This is a genomic window from uncultured Thiocystis sp. (assembly GCF_903866365.1).
Lineage (GTDB): Bacteria > Pseudomonadota > Gammaproteobacteria > Chromatiales > Chromatiaceae > Chromatium.
Genome location: NZ_CAIPNF010000187.1, coordinates 1 through 16,271 on the forward strand (window position 1 = coordinate 1; position 16,271 = coordinate 16,271).

Annotated in this window: 12 protein-coding genes; 9 read left to right on the forward strand and 3 right to left on the reverse strand. The window is 63.8% G+C overall.

The genetic code is table 11. The features are described 5' to 3' along the window. Positions 1–88 precede the first annotated feature (88 nt). The 3 genes from prpC to QZY07_RS10595 all read right to left on the reverse strand — a co-directional run bounded on the left by prpC (position 89) and on the right by QZY07_RS10595 (position 3,289). Positions 89–1,246, reverse strand: a complete 1,158-nt coding sequence (gene prpC / locus QZY07_RS10585) for a 2-methylcitrate synthase (RefSeq protein WP_295402270.1) — start codon at positions 1,244–1,246, stop codon at positions 89–91. Positions 1,247–1,433: 187 nt separating this feature from the next. Continuing rightward, positions 1,434–2,324, reverse strand: coding sequence for a methylisocitrate lyase (gene prpB / locus QZY07_RS10590; RefSeq protein ID WP_295402272.1), 891 nt, complete (start codon positions 2,322–2,324; stop codon positions 1,434–1,436). 278 nt (positions 2,325–2,602) lie between these two features. Beyond that, the gene (locus tag QZY07_RS10595) at positions 2,603–3,289 is read right to left on the reverse strand and encodes a GntR family transcriptional regulator (RefSeq protein WP_295402274.1); all 687 of its coding nucleotides are present in this window, start codon (positions 3,287–3,289) and stop codon (positions 2,603–2,605) included. A 373-nt stretch (positions 3,290–3,662) separates the two neighbouring features. Between QZY07_RS10595 and QZY07_RS10600 the strand changes: the two genes are divergently transcribed. From QZY07_RS10600 to QZY07_RS10640, 9 genes are all read left to right on the forward strand, one after another. Further along, complete coding sequence (locus tag QZY07_RS10600) at positions 3,663–5,003, forward strand: AarF/ABC1/UbiB kinase family protein (protein WP_295402276.1); 1,341 nt, start codon at positions 3,663–3,665, stop codon at positions 5,001–5,003. Positions 5,004–5,382: 379 nt separating this feature from the next. Further along, positions 5,383–7,305 carry an AGE family epimerase/isomerase gene (locus QZY07_RS10605; RefSeq protein ID WP_295402278.1) on the forward strand — a complete coding sequence of 641 codons (1,923 nt, stop codon included), beginning with the start codon at positions 5,383–5,385 and terminating at the stop codon, positions 7,303–7,305. 112 nt (positions 7,306–7,417) lie between these two features. After that, positions 7,418–9,682, forward strand: coding sequence for an MFS transporter (locus tag QZY07_RS10610; RefSeq protein WP_295402280.1), 2,265 nt, complete (start codon positions 7,418–7,420; stop codon positions 9,680–9,682). Between the two features lie 23 nt (positions 9,683–9,705). Continuing rightward, the gene (locus QZY07_RS10615; protein ID WP_295402282.1) at positions 9,706–11,514 is read left to right on the forward strand and encodes an ankyrin repeat domain-containing protein; all 1,809 of its coding nucleotides are present in this window, start codon (positions 9,706–9,708) and stop codon (positions 11,512–11,514) included. Between the two features lie 37 nt (positions 11,515–11,551). Continuing rightward, positions 11,552–11,893, forward strand: a complete 342-nt coding sequence (locus QZY07_RS10620) for an STAS domain-containing protein (RefSeq protein WP_295402284.1) — start codon at positions 11,552–11,554, stop codon at positions 11,891–11,893. A 193-nt stretch (positions 11,894–12,086) separates the two neighbouring features. Beyond that, the gene (locus QZY07_RS10625; RefSeq protein WP_295402286.1) at positions 12,087–12,941 is read left to right on the forward strand and encodes a type 1 glutamine amidotransferase domain-containing protein; all 855 of its coding nucleotides are present in this window, start codon (positions 12,087–12,089) and stop codon (positions 12,939–12,941) included. 12 nt (positions 12,942–12,953) lie between these two features. Next, a complete protein-coding gene (locus QZY07_RS10630) occupies positions 12,954–15,338 on the forward strand; it encodes a SpoIIE family protein phosphatase (protein WP_295402288.1) in 2,385 nt (794 codons plus the stop codon). Continuing rightward, entirely contained in the window at positions 15,335–15,850 is a 516-nt protein-coding gene (locus QZY07_RS10635) for a nuclear transport factor 2 family protein (RefSeq protein ID WP_295402290.1), read from the forward strand. The genes QZY07_RS10630 and QZY07_RS10635 overlap by 4 nt, the downstream gene beginning before the upstream one ends. Positions 15,851–15,905: 55 nt before the next feature. Beyond that, on the forward strand, positions 15,906–16,247 hold the full coding sequence (locus QZY07_RS10640; protein ID WP_295402292.1) for an STAS domain-containing protein: 342 nt from the start codon (positions 15,906–15,908) through the stop codon (positions 16,245–16,247). Positions 16,248–16,271 lie beyond the last annotated feature (24 nt).

The window sequence follows — 16,271 nt, forward strand, 5'->3', positions numbered from 1 at the left end:
CCAACTGCCAACTGCCAACTGCCAACTGCCAACTGCCAACTGCCAACTGCCAACTGCCAACTGCCAACTGCCAACTGCCAACTGCCAACTATCGTTGTTCGATCGGCACCCACTGAAGATTCTCGACCCCGACATAATTCGCGCTCGGGCGGATGATCTTGCCGTCCTGCCGCTGTTCGATGACGTGGGCGACCCAGCCGGCGGTGCGCGAGATGACAAAGATGGGCGTGAACAACGGGGTCGGTACGCCCATCTGTGCATAGGACACGGCCGAGAACCAGTCGAGATTGGGGAACATCTTCTTCTGATCCCACATGACGCATTCGAGCCGCTCGGCGACCTCGAACATCGCCAGGTTCTGGTTGGCCTCGGACAGCCGCCGGGCGACCGACTTGATGACCTCGTTGCGCGGGTCGGCGATGGTATAGACCGGATGGCCGAAGCCGATGACGATTTCCTTGCGGGCGACCCGTTCGATGACGTCCTTCTCGGCTGCGTCGGCGCTCGCGTAGCGTTGCTGAATCTCGCAGGCGGCCTCGTTGGCGCCGCCGTGCTTGGGTCCGCGCAACGCGCCGGTGGCGCCGGTGATGGCCGAATACAGATCCGAGTTGGTACCGGCGATCACCCGCGCGGTGAAGGTGGAGGCGTTGAACTCGTGCTCGGCGTAGAGAATGAGCGAGGTGTGCATGGCGCGCACCCAGTCGGCGGATGGCGTCTCGCCGTGCAGCAGGTGCAGGAAATGACCGCCGATGGTCTCGTCGTCCGTCTCGACCTCGATGCGCCGGCCATGATGGGCGAAGTGATACCAGTAGAGCAGCATGGAGCCGAAACAGGCGATCAGACGGTCGCCGATCTCGCGCGCCGCGCCAACCGGCATGCTGTCCTTCTCCGGCTCCAGGGTGCCGAGCAGCGAACAGCCGGTGCGCATCACGTCCATCGGATGGGCGGAGGAGGCCGGAATCTGCTCCAGCGCGGTCTTCAGCGCCGCCGGCAGTCCGCGCATGGATTTCAGCTTGTGCTTGTAGGTGGCCAGCTCGGTGCGGGTGGGCAGACGCTCATGGATCAGCAGGTGCGCGATCTCCTCGAACTCGGCCCGGTCGGCGAAATCCAGGATGTCATAGCCGCGATAGTGCAGATCGTTGCCAGTCCGTCCCACCGTGCAGATGGCGGTATTGCCGGCCACGGTGCCGGACAGGGCGACGGATTTTTTCGGCTTGGGCAATGGGCTTGCGTCGTTCTCGGCCATCGTTTCCTCTCCTCGGTTAGAACCGCAAAGGTCTTTAGATTGGAACCGCAAAGGCGCAAAGGACGCGAAGAAAAACAAGGGTTTACAATATGCACGACAGTCACTCGTTGGGTGACTGCCGTCATCGAGGCAAAACATTGAAATCCTTCGTGTCCTTTGCGCCTTCGCGGTTCCAATGATTTTCGGTTTACGCCTCGGGTTGCGACTGTGCGAACAGCTCGTCGAGCTTCCGCTCGAAGCGGTGATAGTTCAGATAGTCGTACAGCTCCATGCGGGTCTGCATGGTGTCGACCACGTTGGCCTGAGTGCCGTCGCGGCGGATCGCCTGATAGACGTTGAGCGCGGCCTTGTTCATGGCGCGGAAGGCCGACAGCGGGTAGAGCACCAGCGACACGCCGACCGCGCCCAACTCGGTGGTGGTGAACAGCGGCGTGGCGCCGAACTCGGTGATATTGGCCAGCACCGGCACCTGGACCGCCGCGATGAAGGTTTCGTATTGAGCAAGCTCGGTCATGGCCTCCGGGAAGATCATGTCCGCGCCGGCCTCGACACAGGCCACCGCGCGCTCGATGGCCGAGTCCATACCCTCGACGGCCAGGGCATCGGTACGGGCCATGATCACGAAATCGTCGGTGCGCGCGTCCACGGCGGCCTTGATGCGGTCGACCATTTCGCTTTTGGAGACCACCGATTTGCCGGGGCGATGACCGCAACGCTTGGCGGCGACCTGATCCTCGATATGACAGCCCGCCGCGCCCGCCCGGCGCATCTGCTTGACCGTGCGGGCGATGTTAAAGGCACCGCCCCAGCCGGTGTCCGCGTCAACCAGCAGCGGCAGCTCGGTCGCGTAAGTGATGCGGCGCACGTCTTCCAGCACGTCATCCAAACTGGTCATGCCAAGGTCCGGCACGCCGAAAGAACCCGCCGCGACCCCGCCGCCGGAGAGATAGAGCGCCCGATACCCCGTCCGCTCGGCCATCATGGCGTGATAGGCGTTGATCGCCCCGACGACCTGCAAGGGACGTTCTTCCTGGACGGCACGGCGTAGCCGGGCGCCGGGGGTAGTCTGTTCGGTCATCGTGTTCGCCTCGTCAATTGTGAGTCGGATGGGAAAGGCCTGTTCTGAGCGCAGTCGAAGGGCGCAGCATGCCCATCTTCAGGGTTCGGCGCGTACTACCTACGGACAGGCTATGAATGGACAGGATTAACAGGATTGCGCAGGATTGCTTCAAAAGCGGTTTTTTGAATCCCCTGTAAATCTTGAAAAATCCTGTTAATCCTGTCCATTTGCATCCTTTAGCATGGGTATGAACTTGTCCGGAAATCGCCTAAGAGCGTTTCGGGTTCGCCGGTCGTTCAGGTTGGACCTGCCGCCAGCCGGCGCTCGATGGACTGCCGCGAGGCACGAATATGCCGACGCATCAGCCACTCGGCCAGTTCGCCGTCGCGCTCGGCGATGGCCTCGACGACCTGCTCGTGTTCCTTCAGCGCCTCGCGCACCCGGTCGCTTTTCATCCCGAACTGACAGCGGTACATCCGCGCCAGGTGGTAAAGATCGTTGCAGAGAATGTCGACCAGTCGGTGGTTGCCGCTGCCCTGGACGATCTGGAAATGGAAATCCAGATCCCCCTCCTGCTGAAAATAGGTCTGCCAGTCGTCGCGGGCGACCTCGTGCCGGTGGCGTTCCAGCAAAGCCTGAAGCTCGCCGATCTCCGCGTCGGACATGCGTTCCGCCGCCAGTCGCGCCGCCATGCCTTCGAGCGCCTCGCGGATGACGTAGATCTCCAGCAGTTGATCGTTGGAGAGCGTGATCACGCGCGCCCCCACATTCGGTTTGCGCTCCACCAGATTGGTCGCTTCCAGCCGTCGCATGGCCTCGCGCAGCGGGCCGCGACTAATGCCGTAGCGGGTCGCCAGGACGGGTTCGCTGATCTTGCTGCCGGGTGGAATCTCGCCCGCCACGATGGCTTGCCGAAGCTGGTCGAAGACCCGGTCGGCGATGGTCGAGCAGGCGTCGGAATCGACCCTGGCTGGATTGAGCATCTTTCTGTTGTCGACAATCTTGATAAATTAAGGTGGTAGGATAGCAATAATTTTTAAAAACTCAATAAATTGTCGACAATATTTTTTGTCATTGCGGCAGAATTGGTTTCTTTGTGAAACTTTATCGCCGTGACCCGTACAAAGGCTGCTAGCTTGTACACCGAAATCGCGTCCATTCTGGCATGCGTTGTCCGTGCCCCGATTCAAGCTTGCCTGAACCAACGGGCGTTGGGGCCGACTCGCTTTGACGCTTGCAATTTTTAATCATTTAAACCGCGTCTACTGCGAGGTTCGTTGGTTGGGGTGAGCTTGCGGTCACTCGAATCAATGCAGATCACTCTGGGCGCGGTTTCATCTTCAGGAAGAGCGTCTCATGTCCGAAAGACCGACCTCCCGCGGCTCCGCCGTTCCGAGCAAGCGACTCAGTCGTCTCTGGCATCTGGGTCGCGCGACCGGCGACCTGGCCGCGGGGATCGGGGTCAAGGGTCTGATCGAGATGGCGCGCGGTCGCGGGGGAAAATACCCCTCGCGGATTCAGATCTCCCCTGAATCGACCAAACGTTTCACCGATCGGCTCGCGCACATGCGCGGCGCGGTGATGAAGATGGGCCAGCTCATGTCGATGGACGGGACCGACATCCTGACCCCGGAAGCCGCCGAGATCCTGAGCGCGCTGCGCGACCGCGCCGAGCCCATGCCGTTGAGCCAACTTGCCAAGGTGCTGGAGAGCGAATACGGAGCGGGTTGGGACAAGCGCTTCAAACGCTTCGATTTCACGCCGATCGCCGCCGCGTCCATCGGGCAGGTGCATCGCGCCGAGACGCGCGATGGACGGCAACTGGCGCTCAAGATCCAGTTTCCGGGCGTGCGCGAGAGCATCGACAGCGATATCGACAACATGATCTTCTTCGGCAAGACCTTCGGCATGGCGCCGCCGGGAATCGACATCTCGCCCTATCTCGACGCGGCGCGCCGCCAGCTTCACCGCGAGGCCGATTATGTCGCCGAGGCCGATGCGATGGACGCCTATCGGGTCCAGGTCGGGGACGATCCGGACTTCTTCATTCCCGGTGTCCATCGGGATTTCTCGACGCAGGGCATTCTCGCGATGGATTTCGCCGAGGGCGTTCCGGTGGACCGGCTGGCCGATCCCAGTTACCGGCGCGCCGAGCGTGATCGCGCGGCGACCCTGCTGATGCGCCTGACCTTGCGCGAACTGTTCCAGTTCTCGCTGGTCCAGACCGATCCCAACTTCAGCAATTATCTTTACGACGCGACCAACGGGCGCATCGTGCTGCTGGATTTTGGCGCCACGCAGTCGGTGTCGCCGGTGCTGGTGGAGCAATATCGACAGATGTTCAAGGCATCGATCGACGATGATCGCGAGGGCATGCGCACCGCCGCCGTGGCGCTCGGTTACATGGGCGCCGACGATCCCCGCGAACAGGTCGAGGCCATGATCGACATGCTCTGTCTCTCCGCCGAGCCGCTGCGTCAGCCGGGTTATTACGACTTCGGGGCCTCCGATCTGTTCGAGCGGGTCTTTCAGCGTGGCCGCGAACTGTTCCACTCGGGTGTTTTCACGACCGTGCCCGCCGCCGAGACCATGTTTCTGCATCGCAAATTCATGGGGTCGGCCATGCTCGCGCGGCGTCTGCGGGCACGGATCGATCTGATGACGATGGCCAAAGCCTGTCTGGCGACCGGTGCGTGAGCTTATCACCGCTTTGTGTCTCCGTGAGAGATAGGCTTGTCTTCAATGTCTCTAACTGGAAAACGAGAGGGCGAATTCGATGATCGCCCTACAAACGTTGCCACGCATGTCGCCCGCAGCTTATCTGGCTTACGAGCTTGAAAGCGAATGTCGTCATGAGCTGGTGGATGGCTATTCATGAGCACTCGACGCAAACCGCCCTTGGAAGACGAAAAACCGAGGGAACCTGACTGACCGGAATACGGAAAGAACACCTACTAATGTCTGCTCAGGCTCTGCTAGAATCCGCAGAACAGCACTGATCGCTTTTAAGGAATAACCTAATCCAACGCGACGGGGCTTGGCAATTTCCTTAACCACGATCAAGTGGCGACATAATATGCGACTTTTCTTGGCGTTGGGCGCGGGCATGCTGGCGGTAGTCGCCGCCGTTCTGGCGGAACCTGAGGCAAGGCCTGCTCAAGCTGAGGTGTCTGAGTCCCGACCCGCGATCATCGGGATGCCGGCGTTGCACTTCGATCGCCTGCAGGGCATCGTCGAAGCGGTCGACCGCGACCAGCGAGAGATCAGGCTCAAGCTGCCGAACGGCGCGGAACGCCCGGTTCGCGTCTGGACCGGTGCCTACCTGCACAGTCTGCGTAACCTCGACGAGCGCCAACGCCTGATCGAGCCGCCATCCGCGTTGGATTTGCCGGTCGGGTCGAGGCTCGCGGCCTCGGGGCTGCTCTACGAAGGCGACCCGGTGCTGATCGCGAAGGAGATCGCGATCTTCGGCCTGAGCGACGAGGATTTGGTCTTCGAGCAGCCGGACTGGTGGTCGTCACAGGCGCGCGATATCGCGAACTTCTGGATTCTTCATCAGCTCGGCGCGGGAGATAACTGGGATCCGTCGAGCTACCGCACCCGCTTGGCCAAGACCGGCGCCGACCGCGACGGGGAGCCGTGGCAGGAGACGGCGACCCTGTCGCGCCTGATCTACGGCCTGTCTTCCACTTACCTGATGAACGGCAACCCGCGGGTGCTGAAAGCGGCGCGCGAGCTGGTGCGCTACCAGCGCGAGCGCATGCGGGTGGAATCGGCCGATGGCCGCTATGTGTTTTGGTTGCACGCACTGCGCGATGGCAACCCGGTGCTGCCATCGGCCTTCAACGAGGACGCGGGGACCATTCCGCTCTACGAGCAGATCTACTGTCTGGCGGGCCTGACACAGTTCTATCGCATCACCGGCGATCCGCAAGTACGCGCGGATATCGACAAGACGCTCGTCTTCATGAACCGCTTCTATTGGGATGAAGGACCACAGGACAGCATGAAGCAGGGCTACTTCTCGCACATCCATCCGGGAACCCTGCGCCCGGCGGATGCCGGAGAGCTGAATGCGAACAACAAGAACTGGAATTCGGTCGGCGACCATCTCCCGGCCTATCTCGAAAACTACTATCTGGCGACGCGCGATCCAGCCCTGCTCGCCCGGCTGCGCCTGCTCGGGGAGTTGATCGTGACGCATTTTCCCGATCCCGACAGTCCCTTCGTCAACGAGCGTTTCGACGCCGACTGGAACCCGGATCACGGCTACGCCTGGCAGCAGAATCGCGGCGTGATCGGTCACAATCTCAAGATCGCCTGGTGTCTGACCCGGCTCTATCACCTGACCGATGAGCCGCGCTTCCTCGACACGGCCCGCCAGTACGGCGACCGAATGCTCGTCTGGGGGCAGGATGGGCGCCGCGGCGGCTGGTTCGACAGCATCGAGCGGGAGCCCGATCCGGTGACCGGGCGCTACGAGCTGGTCTGGCATGATCACAAGTCCTGGTGGCAGCAGGAGCAGGGAATTCTCGCCAATTACATCCTCTATGCCGCGACCGGCGAGCAAAAGTATCTGGATTCCGCCCGCGCCGGTTCAAGCTTCTACAATCTGGCCTTTCCGGATCACGATGACGGGGATGTCTATTTCGATGTGCAAGCCAACGGCACGCCCTATCTGCTCGGCGACCGCGCCGACAAGGGCAGTCATTCCAAAAGTGGCTATCACAGTATGGAACTGACCTACTTCGCCCATCTCTACACCAACCTCTTGGTGAAACAGCGTTCGGTGAGGCTGCATTTTGCGCCGGCGCTCGAGGCGGGCGGCACGGATTTTCAGGTGCAGCCCATCTCCCTGCCGCCAGGCAAGGTTGAACTTGCATCGGTGACGCTCGATGGCAAGGAGTTCAAAAACTTCGACTGTAAGGCCATGGTGGTGCATCTGCCGGCATGGGAAACGCCGGAACTGATCGAGGTCACCCTGAGCCCGGTCGAGTGATCCTGAAGACGTCTATCGTCCGATCCCCAATCGTTAATAAGGTTTCGCTGACTCCGGGCGATCAGCGGCGCTTGATCGCGGGCATCCGTCCTCCTAGCCTCAGGCCGCAAACATGAAGCTTCTCGACATTCGCAAAGACGAATGGGACAAGGTCGTCATCACTTGGACCATGACCGCGCTGCTTGCGCTCGGCTATGCCATCGGCTGGAGCGCCGTGCATTCCATGCTGGTCAAGCGCATGGGCATTGAGTATCTGCCCTATACCTACATCGGTATCAGTCTGCTCGGCGTCCTCGGATCGATGGTCTATCTGTCCTTTGCCGATGCCGTGCGCCGCGACCGGCTGCTGATGATTTTCTGCGCCGCCACCGGCAGCGTGCTACTGCTGTCGCGCTTCCTGGTCACCGCCCGCGCCGAGGGCGAGAGCGGCTTCACCATTCCGCTGATGCTGTTCTTCATCGCCGTCTTTTTCGCCCAGGGCGTCGGCAATGCCTCGCTCGGCTCGCAGGTCTGGACCATCATCAACGACATCTTCCGACCCTCCCAGGGGCGCCGGCTATATCCGATCATCGGCACCGCCGGCACCATCGGCGGCATCGCCGGCGGCGCGTCCATCCATTACCTCGCCGGGAGTCTGGGCACGGCCAACCTAGTGCTGATCTGGGCCGGCGCAACCTTCGCGATCATTCCCCTGACAATGTGGCTGCGGCGGAGTTTCGGCGCCGAGCTGCGCGGTCAGACGCGCGGTGGCGGGGAAGCGACCGGGGGCCGGCTGCGCGAGGGCTGGGGCTTTTTCCGATCATCGAGCATGGCCCGCACCCTGGGCATCGTCGCGGTGATGTTCTGGATCGTCGGTTCCTTCGCGGATTTCCAATACACCCGCATCATGAACGCCACCTTCCCGACCGAGGCACAACTCGCCGGGTACTACGGCATCTATGGCATGGTCATCAACATTAGCGGTCTGGCGGTGCAGATATTCGTGAGCGGTTATCTGCTGCGGCGCATTGGCGTGGGTCGCGGCTTGCGCGCACTGCCGGCCACGATACTTGCCGGGTTTTCGCTGGTGGCGACCTGGTTCACCTTCTGGCCCGGTCTGTTGCTGCGTTACCTGTGGGATCTGGTCGGCATGACCATCCAAGGTAATTCCTTTCATCTTTCGATCAACGCCATCCCGGCGGCTTTGCGCGCGCGGGTACGCGGCTTTATCGACGGTGTGATCAATCCGCTCGGCGGCATCATCGGCGGCCTGGCGATTCTGCTGCTGCACTTTCTGTTCGACGCGACCGACGGCACCGGCTGGAGCGATCCGGTCACCTTAGTCGGCATGGGCTTCGCGCTGGCCTGGCTGGTCGCGGTGATGCACTCGCGGCGCGATTATCTCGACCTGATCGAACAGAACCTGTCGAGCCCCGAGCGCCGCACCGCGATGGATGCCATCGAGTGCCTGGACGAACTGGGCAGCGCACGCGCGATCGCGCTGCTGCGCCGGATCGCCGCCGATCCCGACGAGCGCAAGCGCGCGGAGGCGCTGCGCGTCCTCGCGTCCGCGGCGGCAAAGGAGGCCGAAGCCGATCTGCTGGCGGCCCTCGCCGATCCGTCGCCGCAGGTGCGCCGGGCGGCGCTGCGCGCGCTCGCGCACATCCATGTCGATGTCAAATCCGAGGCGATCGCCGCCGTCGAGCGCGTGCTGGAGCAGGATTCCGAGCCGGCGGTGCGCGCCGAGGCACTGCGCTGCCTGATCGGTCGGGTCCGCGGCCGCAAGCTGCAGGACGCGGCGCAACGCTGGTTACAGCATCCCGACGCGCATCTGCGTCAGCGCGCGGTCGAGGCGGTCGCGGCGACCGATTGGGATCATCGCGCCCTTCTAACGGGCTGCCTGGAGGACGAGAGCGCCAGCGTGCGGGCGGCGGCGGCGATGGCGCTGTGGAAGCATGGCGCGTCGCGCCCGCGCCTGGTGTCGGTGCTAGAGACGCTGTTTCAAGCCGAATCCGCGCCCGATCGGATCGCCGCCTTGCGTGCCTGCCATGCCGTTGGCCATGCCCCTAACCTGGATGCGCCACGGCACTGGTCGCGCTCGCCCGATCCGGTGGTGCGCTTTCTGGCTAACGCGGCGCTGATCCGCTTCGTTTCCGAGGGCGCGGATGCCGCTGGCCAGCGACAGGCTTGGATCGACGACATGATGGCAACGCTCGCCGATCCGGCGCATGCGCGGCGTCTGACGGACGAGGTGCTGCCGCTGATCCCGGATCTGGGCGAAACGGCGTCCGACGCCATTCTGCTTGCCGCCGCGCGGCTTCCTCCGGAGCAGAAAGCCCAGGTCTTCGCGGTGCTGCGCGACTGGTTCCGCACCCTGGATTCGCGCATCGACATTTGACATCAACCGTGCGAGGCTCCGCGATGACTCTTCATGCGATCACAACCCGCGACTGGCATAGTGGCCGCCGTGTCGCTGCCGCCCTCGGTGCCTGGCTCCTGGCTCTCCCGCTGCTCCTGGCGCCTGGCGCAGCTTCGCTGGCGGAGACTCCAACCGTGACGCCGACGCCGGCCTTCGCGCCAACCCCGGCGCTCATCGGCGACGCCGTGCAAGCGGCTGCGCGTGGCGATGCCGACTGGCTCAAACAATGGCTCGATACGGGAGGAGATCCGAATCGCGCCGATGCGAACGGCTGGACGCCCCTACTGAAGGCGGCGGTGCGCGGCCAGGCGCCGGCGGTCGCAATTCTGCTCAAGCATCCCGAACGGGCGGCGGACCCGGGGCTCGCGTTCGCGCCCTCCGGCGCTCTGCCCATCCACCTGGCCGGCCAATCCGGGGACGTGGAGACCGCGCGGCTCCTGCTCGATGCGCGCCCGGAGGATCTGGATGCGACTTGGCTGCTGAACGGTCACACGTTGCTGTTGCAGGCGGCCTTCTTCGGGCATGTCGAGCTGGCGAGGTTCGCGCTCGAGCGCGGCGCGAACCCGTCCGCGACCACTCTACGCCGGCTGACGGCGCTCGATTTCGCGCAACAGTTCCAGAATCGGCCGCTGATCGAGGCGCTGTCATCGCGCCCGCCCGACCCGGCCGCGCGGGATGTCTTTTTTCAGGATCTGCTCGAACGCATTCGCGAGCCCGTTCCCGCCGGGGAAGCGGACGCGCAGCGCCGCGCGGATGTCGCGGGTGCTGCGATCGACGAGGCGCTCAAGCGCGCGGGCGCCACCGACGAACCCATTGACGACATTCTGAACGGGCTGCTGCCCAAGCTCGATGACGTGGAGATCGACCGAATCGCCGGCGATCTGCGCCAGCCGCTGATGGTGATCGCCGTGACCGGCAACGATCCCGGCCCGGACCAGGCGCGCTCCGCCGGGCTGCGCGTGCGCATCGTCGAGGCGCTGCTCGCGCGGGGCGCGAATCCGCTGGTCAAGGAACATCACCCGATGGGGGCGACCGCGATCATCCGCGCCTCGGTGTTCGGGCACCTCGAATGCCTCAAGCGGATGGCCGCGCACCTGTCCGCCGCGCAGCTCGCCGACGCGCTGAACGAAATCCCCGCGGTCAATGGACTCACCGGCCTGCATGATGCCGTGCTGCGCGCCGGCACCGTATCGGTGGAGCGTCTGCCGCATTACCTGGAGCAGATCCGCTGGGAGGTCGGCAGCGGCGCGCGCTTCGATATCGAGGACTTTTCTGGCAGAACGCAGCGCCAATACGCCGAGGCCATCGCCGATCTGCGGCGCCGGGCGCAGGTGCTGGAGATATTCGACTCCCGGCTGCCGGTGCCGCAGTGGAATCATGTCGCGATCGCGGTCCCGGTGCTGGAAGACGCCATGGCCTGGTATGGCGATGTGTTCGGCTTCGTGCCGCTGACCAAGCCGATTGTCCACACGCCAGCCGTTGGCGCGCGCTGGCAGATGGCGGTCGCCCTGTTCGGGCCCGCGACCGAGCGCATCCGCTTCGTGCGGTTGCGCGCGCCGGCGATGCCGTTCGGGCAAACCATCGAATTTTTCGAGATCGCGCCCAAACCGACGGCGCCCCCGCCGGAAGCGAAGCGCACCTCCGGACTCGTTCATGCCTGCCTGGTAGTAGGCGATCCGGAAACCTTCGCCGCGCGCATCGAGGCACGGGGCGGAGTCCGGCTGTCCGCAGCCAACTTCGGCGAGGTCCAGGTGATTTTCTGCGCCGATCCCTGGGGCAATATCATTGAGCTGGCCTCAGGCCCCTGGTAATGTGCATGACAGCATCGACAATGATTGGGCACGACCTATGAATAGCCTTCGCGAAACTCAGGATGGCGATCTGACGATCGTCGAGCTGCTCGGCAAAATGGACGCCTCCACGACGCCGGGCATCGAGGCGCGCCTGCTCGAACTCATCCGCGCCGGGAATAAGTACCTCGCGCTCGATTTCGCCGGGGTGACCTACCTCGCCAGCAGCGGCCTGCGGATGCTGCTGGTCGTCGCGCGCATGGCCAATGCGCTCGAAGGGAAACTGGTTCTGCACCAGCTCGATGACGCCATGATGGAAACCCTGGAGATGACCGGTTTTTCGCCGTATTTCGCCTTCGCCGCGAATCGTGATGAGGCGCTGCGGCAATTGCGGGAATGACGGGCTCCGTCCTCCGTCGGCGGCCTAGTCGGCAGAACCTGGCTGGCGTTGCGCCGAAGCGATCTAATCGATCAATTTTCCATTGCGTGCAATCGCGATTGCGCGCGTTTCAACCCAAGCAGAGAGTGATAGGCAAACCATGAAACATCTCGTTTTTCTAGCGCTTGCCACGGTGTTTTCGTGCGGTGGGGCCATGGCTGATACCAGCTCGCCCGCGTCGCAGAGTCAGCGCATCCTGTTCGTCATCTCCGAATATGGCTATTGGGGCGAGGAACTGGTCGGACCGCTCGAAGCGGTCACGGCGGCGGGCTATAGCGCCGACTTCGCTACCCCCAAGGGCACTAAGCCGCTGGCGCTACCACCGAGCATGGACCCGAGCTATGTCGATCCGCCGCTCGGTCGTACCGTGACCACGGCGGAAATGGCCGACAAGGTCAAGGCGCTGGAATCCTCGGATACGCTCGCCAATCCGATCAATCTCTCCAACTGGCTGCCGCAGCGACCCTATCTGAGTTCGCCCACCTATCTCGACGATCTCTACGCCTACAACCATCGCCTCGATGAAATCGGCAAGGAGATCGCGCGTAAGTATGACGCGCTGGTGCTCGTGGGCGGGAGCGGTCCGATTCTCGACGTGGCGAATAACAAGCGCGCGCAGGATTTGATTCGGCTGTTCCTGCGCTCCGATAAGCCTGTCGCCGGCATCTGCTACGGCGTGGCGGCGCTCGCGTTCACCCGCGATGAAATCACCGGCAAAAGCATCGTCCATGGCAAGCGGGTCACCGGCCATCCGCTGATTCACGATTACAACGACGGCCACGGCTACCTGCACGTCGACGGCATTTTTCCCGGCGCGCCCTATCCACTCGAATCCATTCTGACCGATGCCGTCGGCCCGGATGGGCAGTTCATCGGCAATGTGGGCAAGGCGTATTCCGTGATCGTCGATTATCCGATCATCACCGCCCGCACGACCTATGACTCGGCGCTGTGCGGAGAGAAACTGGTCGCGGTGCTGCGACAGGGTCTGAAGCGCTACGGCTGGTAAGACCGCTCCATCATGCCGCTCTCCCTGGCGAACGTGCTGCCGCGCCGGCTGCGGGCGCGCTTCACGCTGATTGCGATCGCCTCGGCGGGGACGATGTTCCTGTGCATCGCCCCGCTGACCCTCTGGTTTGGCGAGCGTTTTCTGGTCGGAGAGCGGATTCGCGAGGTGGAAACCCGGCTCGATGCCGTGCTGAGCCGCGGCGATGCCGACCTGCGCACGGTTCATCAGCAGGCACTGGGACTGAGCGACATCCTGCCGCAATGGCGCAGCGGAGATGACAGCGAAGCGCTGGAACTGATCCGGCGCTATGTCAGGCACCTGCCGAAAGCCTATGGCGTGCGCCTGGCCTTCGAGCCGGACAGCCGGTTCGCGTCCGAAGGGGGGGCGAGCCTCTACCTGAAGCGCAACGCGAACGGCCAGTTCGAGCAGGTCATCATCCCCTACGCGCATGACGATCCCGCCTCGCCCGGCGGCACCTGGTATCTGCCGGCAAAGAACCAGCCGGCGGACTTCGCCGATGCACGCTGGAGCGATATCTTCGCCGCCCCCGAGTCGGCACCGGAGAAAGTCCTGTCCTGCGTGGTCGCAATCCAGGAGCCCACCGGGGAGCAGCCGGTCTTTGCCGGCGTGGTGGCGATCGACGTCGCCAGCGGCACGATCCGCGACCTGTTGGGAGAGTTGCGGATCGCACCGTCCTTTCAGGCCTATCTGATCCAGCCCGACCGCAAAGTGTCGATCGCCGCCGTCTCGGCCGATACTCCAGCCGGGTTGGCTGCGGATATTTACGCCCTTGGGGAGCGCAACCCATTGATCTTTGGCGGGTTTACCGCATTGCAGAACCCCGATGCGCCAGATGGCTGGTTCATCGCGCGCAATCCCGTCACCGGCGAGAAGAGCTGCTTTTTCTACGAACGACTGAGGCACAGTCGCGCGCAGGTGCTCTATGTGGTTCCGATGCGCTACTTCGCGCAGGATCGGCCCTATCTGCTCGGTGGCCTGTTTCTGCTCGGGGTGTTCAGCATCGGCGGCATGGGCCTGCTGTTGCGCTGGAGCGCGGGTATCGTCACCCGCAATCTCGACGTGCTGCTGCGCGGCGTCGGTCAGGTCAGCGCCGGCAATTTACGCGAGAAGTTGCCGCCGGCGGTGGCGCACGACGAGACGGCGGATGTCATCGACGCCTTCAACGACATGGTCGGCGAGCTTGAGCAGGCCTTCCATCGTGCCGAGGAGCTGGCGCGCCGCCAGCAGCGGGCCGACACCGAGCTTGAGCTGGCGCGGTTCATCCAGCTTTCGGCCCTGCCGGCGGCGATTGCGATTCCGGGCGGTCGCATTCGCGGCCTGACCCTGCCCGCGCAGCAGGTCGGTGGCGACTTCTACGATGCCTTCGTCCTGCCGGGCGGTCGCGCCGCGCTGGCCGTGGGCGACGTATCCGGCAAGGGCGTTTCCGCCGCGCTGTTCATGGTGCGCGCGAGCCTGTTGCTGCGCGCGGCCGCCGCGGTCATGTCGCCGGCGGACGCCCTGGCCCAAGTCAATGCCGCGCTGGTGAAGTCGAATCCGGCGATGATGTTCGTCACCTTCTTCTTCGCGGTCTGGAACCCGGTCAAGGGCCGCTTGACGTGCGCCAACGCGGGTCACAATCCGCCGTTGCTGCTGCGCGCCGATGGCGCGCTGGAAACCCTGGTCAAGCGCAGCGGCCCCGCACTCGGCGCGCTGCCCGGACAGGATTATCCGACATTCGAGGTCGCGTTCGGCGTCGGCGATCTCCTCGCCGTCTATAGCGACGGGATTACCGAGGCGCCATCGCCGGACGGCGAGCAGTTTGGCGCCGGGCGCCTGCATGAACTGCTGGCCCCCCATGCGTCCTGGCCACTGGCCGAGCTGGCGAAGCGAACCGTCACCGAGGTCGAGAACTGGCAGGGCGAGAGCGAGCGCTTCGACGACATCACCCTGCTGCTCGCCGAGGCGACGGACATGCCGCGGGCGCACACATTTCCGGCTGATCTGGAAACGCTCGAACAGGTGGTCGCCGCCGTGCAGGCGCACGCCCGGGAGGCTGGATTCGGCGACCGGGACGCGCAACAACTGGCGCTGGCCGCCTGCGAGGTTGCCACCAACATCATCACCTACGGGCTCGACTCCGATCCGGCGCGCATCTATCGCCTGTTCAGCGCGACCTGCCAGCAGGCGTTCATCCTGCGGTTCGAGGACGATGGCGGGCCTTTCGATCCCAACGCCCTGCCGCCGGTCGATCTGAGCGCGACCCTCGATACCCGCCCCGTCGGCGGTCTGGGCTGGGTGCTGATTCGCAAGGCCGTCGATGATGTAACCATGGAGCGCGTCGCCGATACCAATATCCTGACTCTGCTTCGGCATCTTCCTGACGGAGGCATCTCATGAGATTCACGACCCTTCTGCTGCTCGTAGCCGCAACGCTGTTCCAATCCCTGCCCCTGTCGGCGGAGCCGCCACCGCCGCTCAACGAAGACATGGTGCGCAACACCCTGCTGTCCTGGTTCCGGCAAACCAACGACCACCGTCCGCTGGAAGAACTCTTGCCCTATCTCGATGACCAGATCGAGATGTTCTATCCCGACCGGCCCGAGCCCTTTCAGGGCAAGGACGCCTTCGCGGACTGGTACCGCAAGGCGCTGCTGCGCTATTTCGACGAGACTCATCACCTGGAAGCGCTCGCCATCCGCATCGATGGCGATACCGCTGCGGCGGATCTCATCGTCCGCTGGGAGCGACGCGAGTGGGAGCCCGGCGCCGCGCGCAGCCGCTATACGGCTTCGCTGTCCTATCAGGATGTGGTGTTTCGCCGCGATCCCGCCACCGGCCGGCTGACCATCACCAAGAAGATCGTGAAGAAATTCGAGCCGACCGCGCCGATTTTCGGCGGGGCCGAGTAAACCCGATACGAGGCGCTCGATAAGATGCGCCCGATAAGAGGCAAATGACCGAACCATGAATCTGACGATCTCCCCCTCCAGCCATTACGCGCTGGCCGCCGTATCCGGCGACATCACGCATGCGGTATCGCCGCAGTTTCAGGAATCCCTGCTCGGGGCGCTAGCTTCCCATCCGGCCTTGGTGCTCGAATGCTCCGGCATCGGCATCCTGACCAGCGCCGGGCTGCGCGCCCTGCTGCTGTTGCACCGAGCCGCGCAGACCGATGGCAAGCGCCTGGCGCTGGCCGGCGTCCCCCAATCGGTGCGGGACGTGATGGAAATCACCGGATTCTGGACTCACTTCGCCGTCTTCGAGAGCGAGGATGCCGCCGCGGAGACCTTGCGGCAGCCCGCCTGAACCCCATTCACTTTATCTGGAAGC

What these genes read in the sequence shown, in the direction of transcription:
- QZY07_RS10630 (WP_295402288.1), top strand. Translation starts at nt 12,954, where the DNA reads ATGCCGCTCTCCCTGGCGAACGTGCTGCCGCGCCGGCTGCGGGCGCGC.
- QZY07_RS10605 (WP_295402278.1), top strand. Translation starts at nt 5,383, where the DNA reads ATGCGACTTTTCTTGGCGTTGGGCGCGGGCATGCTGGCGGTAGTCGCC.
- QZY07_RS10625 (WP_295402286.1), top strand. Translation starts at nt 12,087, where the DNA reads ATGGCTGATACCAGCTCGCCCGCGTCGCAGAGTCAGCGCATCCTGTTC.
- QZY07_RS10640 (WP_295402292.1), top strand. Translation starts at nt 15,906, where the DNA reads ATGAATCTGACGATCTCCCCCTCCAGCCATTACGCGCTGGCCGCCGTA.
- QZY07_RS10600 (WP_295402276.1), top strand. Translation starts at nt 3,663, where the DNA reads ATGTCCGAAAGACCGACCTCCCGCGGCTCCGCCGTTCCGAGCAAGCGA.
- prpC (WP_295402270.1), bottom strand. Translation starts at nt 1,246, where the DNA reads ATGGCCGAGAACGACGCAAGCCCATTGCCCAAGCCGAAAAAATCCGTC.
- QZY07_RS10595 (WP_295402274.1), bottom strand. Translation starts at nt 3,289, where the DNA reads ATGCTCAATCCAGCCAGGGTCGATTCCGACGCCTGCTCGACCATCGCC.
- QZY07_RS10610 (WP_295402280.1), top strand. Translation starts at nt 7,418, where the DNA reads ATGAAGCTTCTCGACATTCGCAAAGACGAATGGGACAAGGTCGTCATC.
- QZY07_RS10635 (WP_295402290.1), top strand. Translation starts at nt 15,335, where the DNA reads ATGAGATTCACGACCCTTCTGCTGCTCGTAGCCGCAACGCTGTTCCAA.
- QZY07_RS10620 (WP_295402284.1), top strand. Translation starts at nt 11,552, where the DNA reads ATGAATAGCCTTCGCGAAACTCAGGATGGCGATCTGACGATCGTCGAG.
- QZY07_RS10615 (WP_295402282.1), top strand. Translation starts at nt 9,706, where the DNA reads ATGACTCTTCATGCGATCACAACCCGCGACTGGCATAGTGGCCGCCGT.
- prpB (WP_295402272.1), bottom strand. Translation starts at nt 2,324, where the DNA reads ATGACCGAACAGACTACCCCCGGCGCCCGGCTACGCCGTGCCGTCCAG.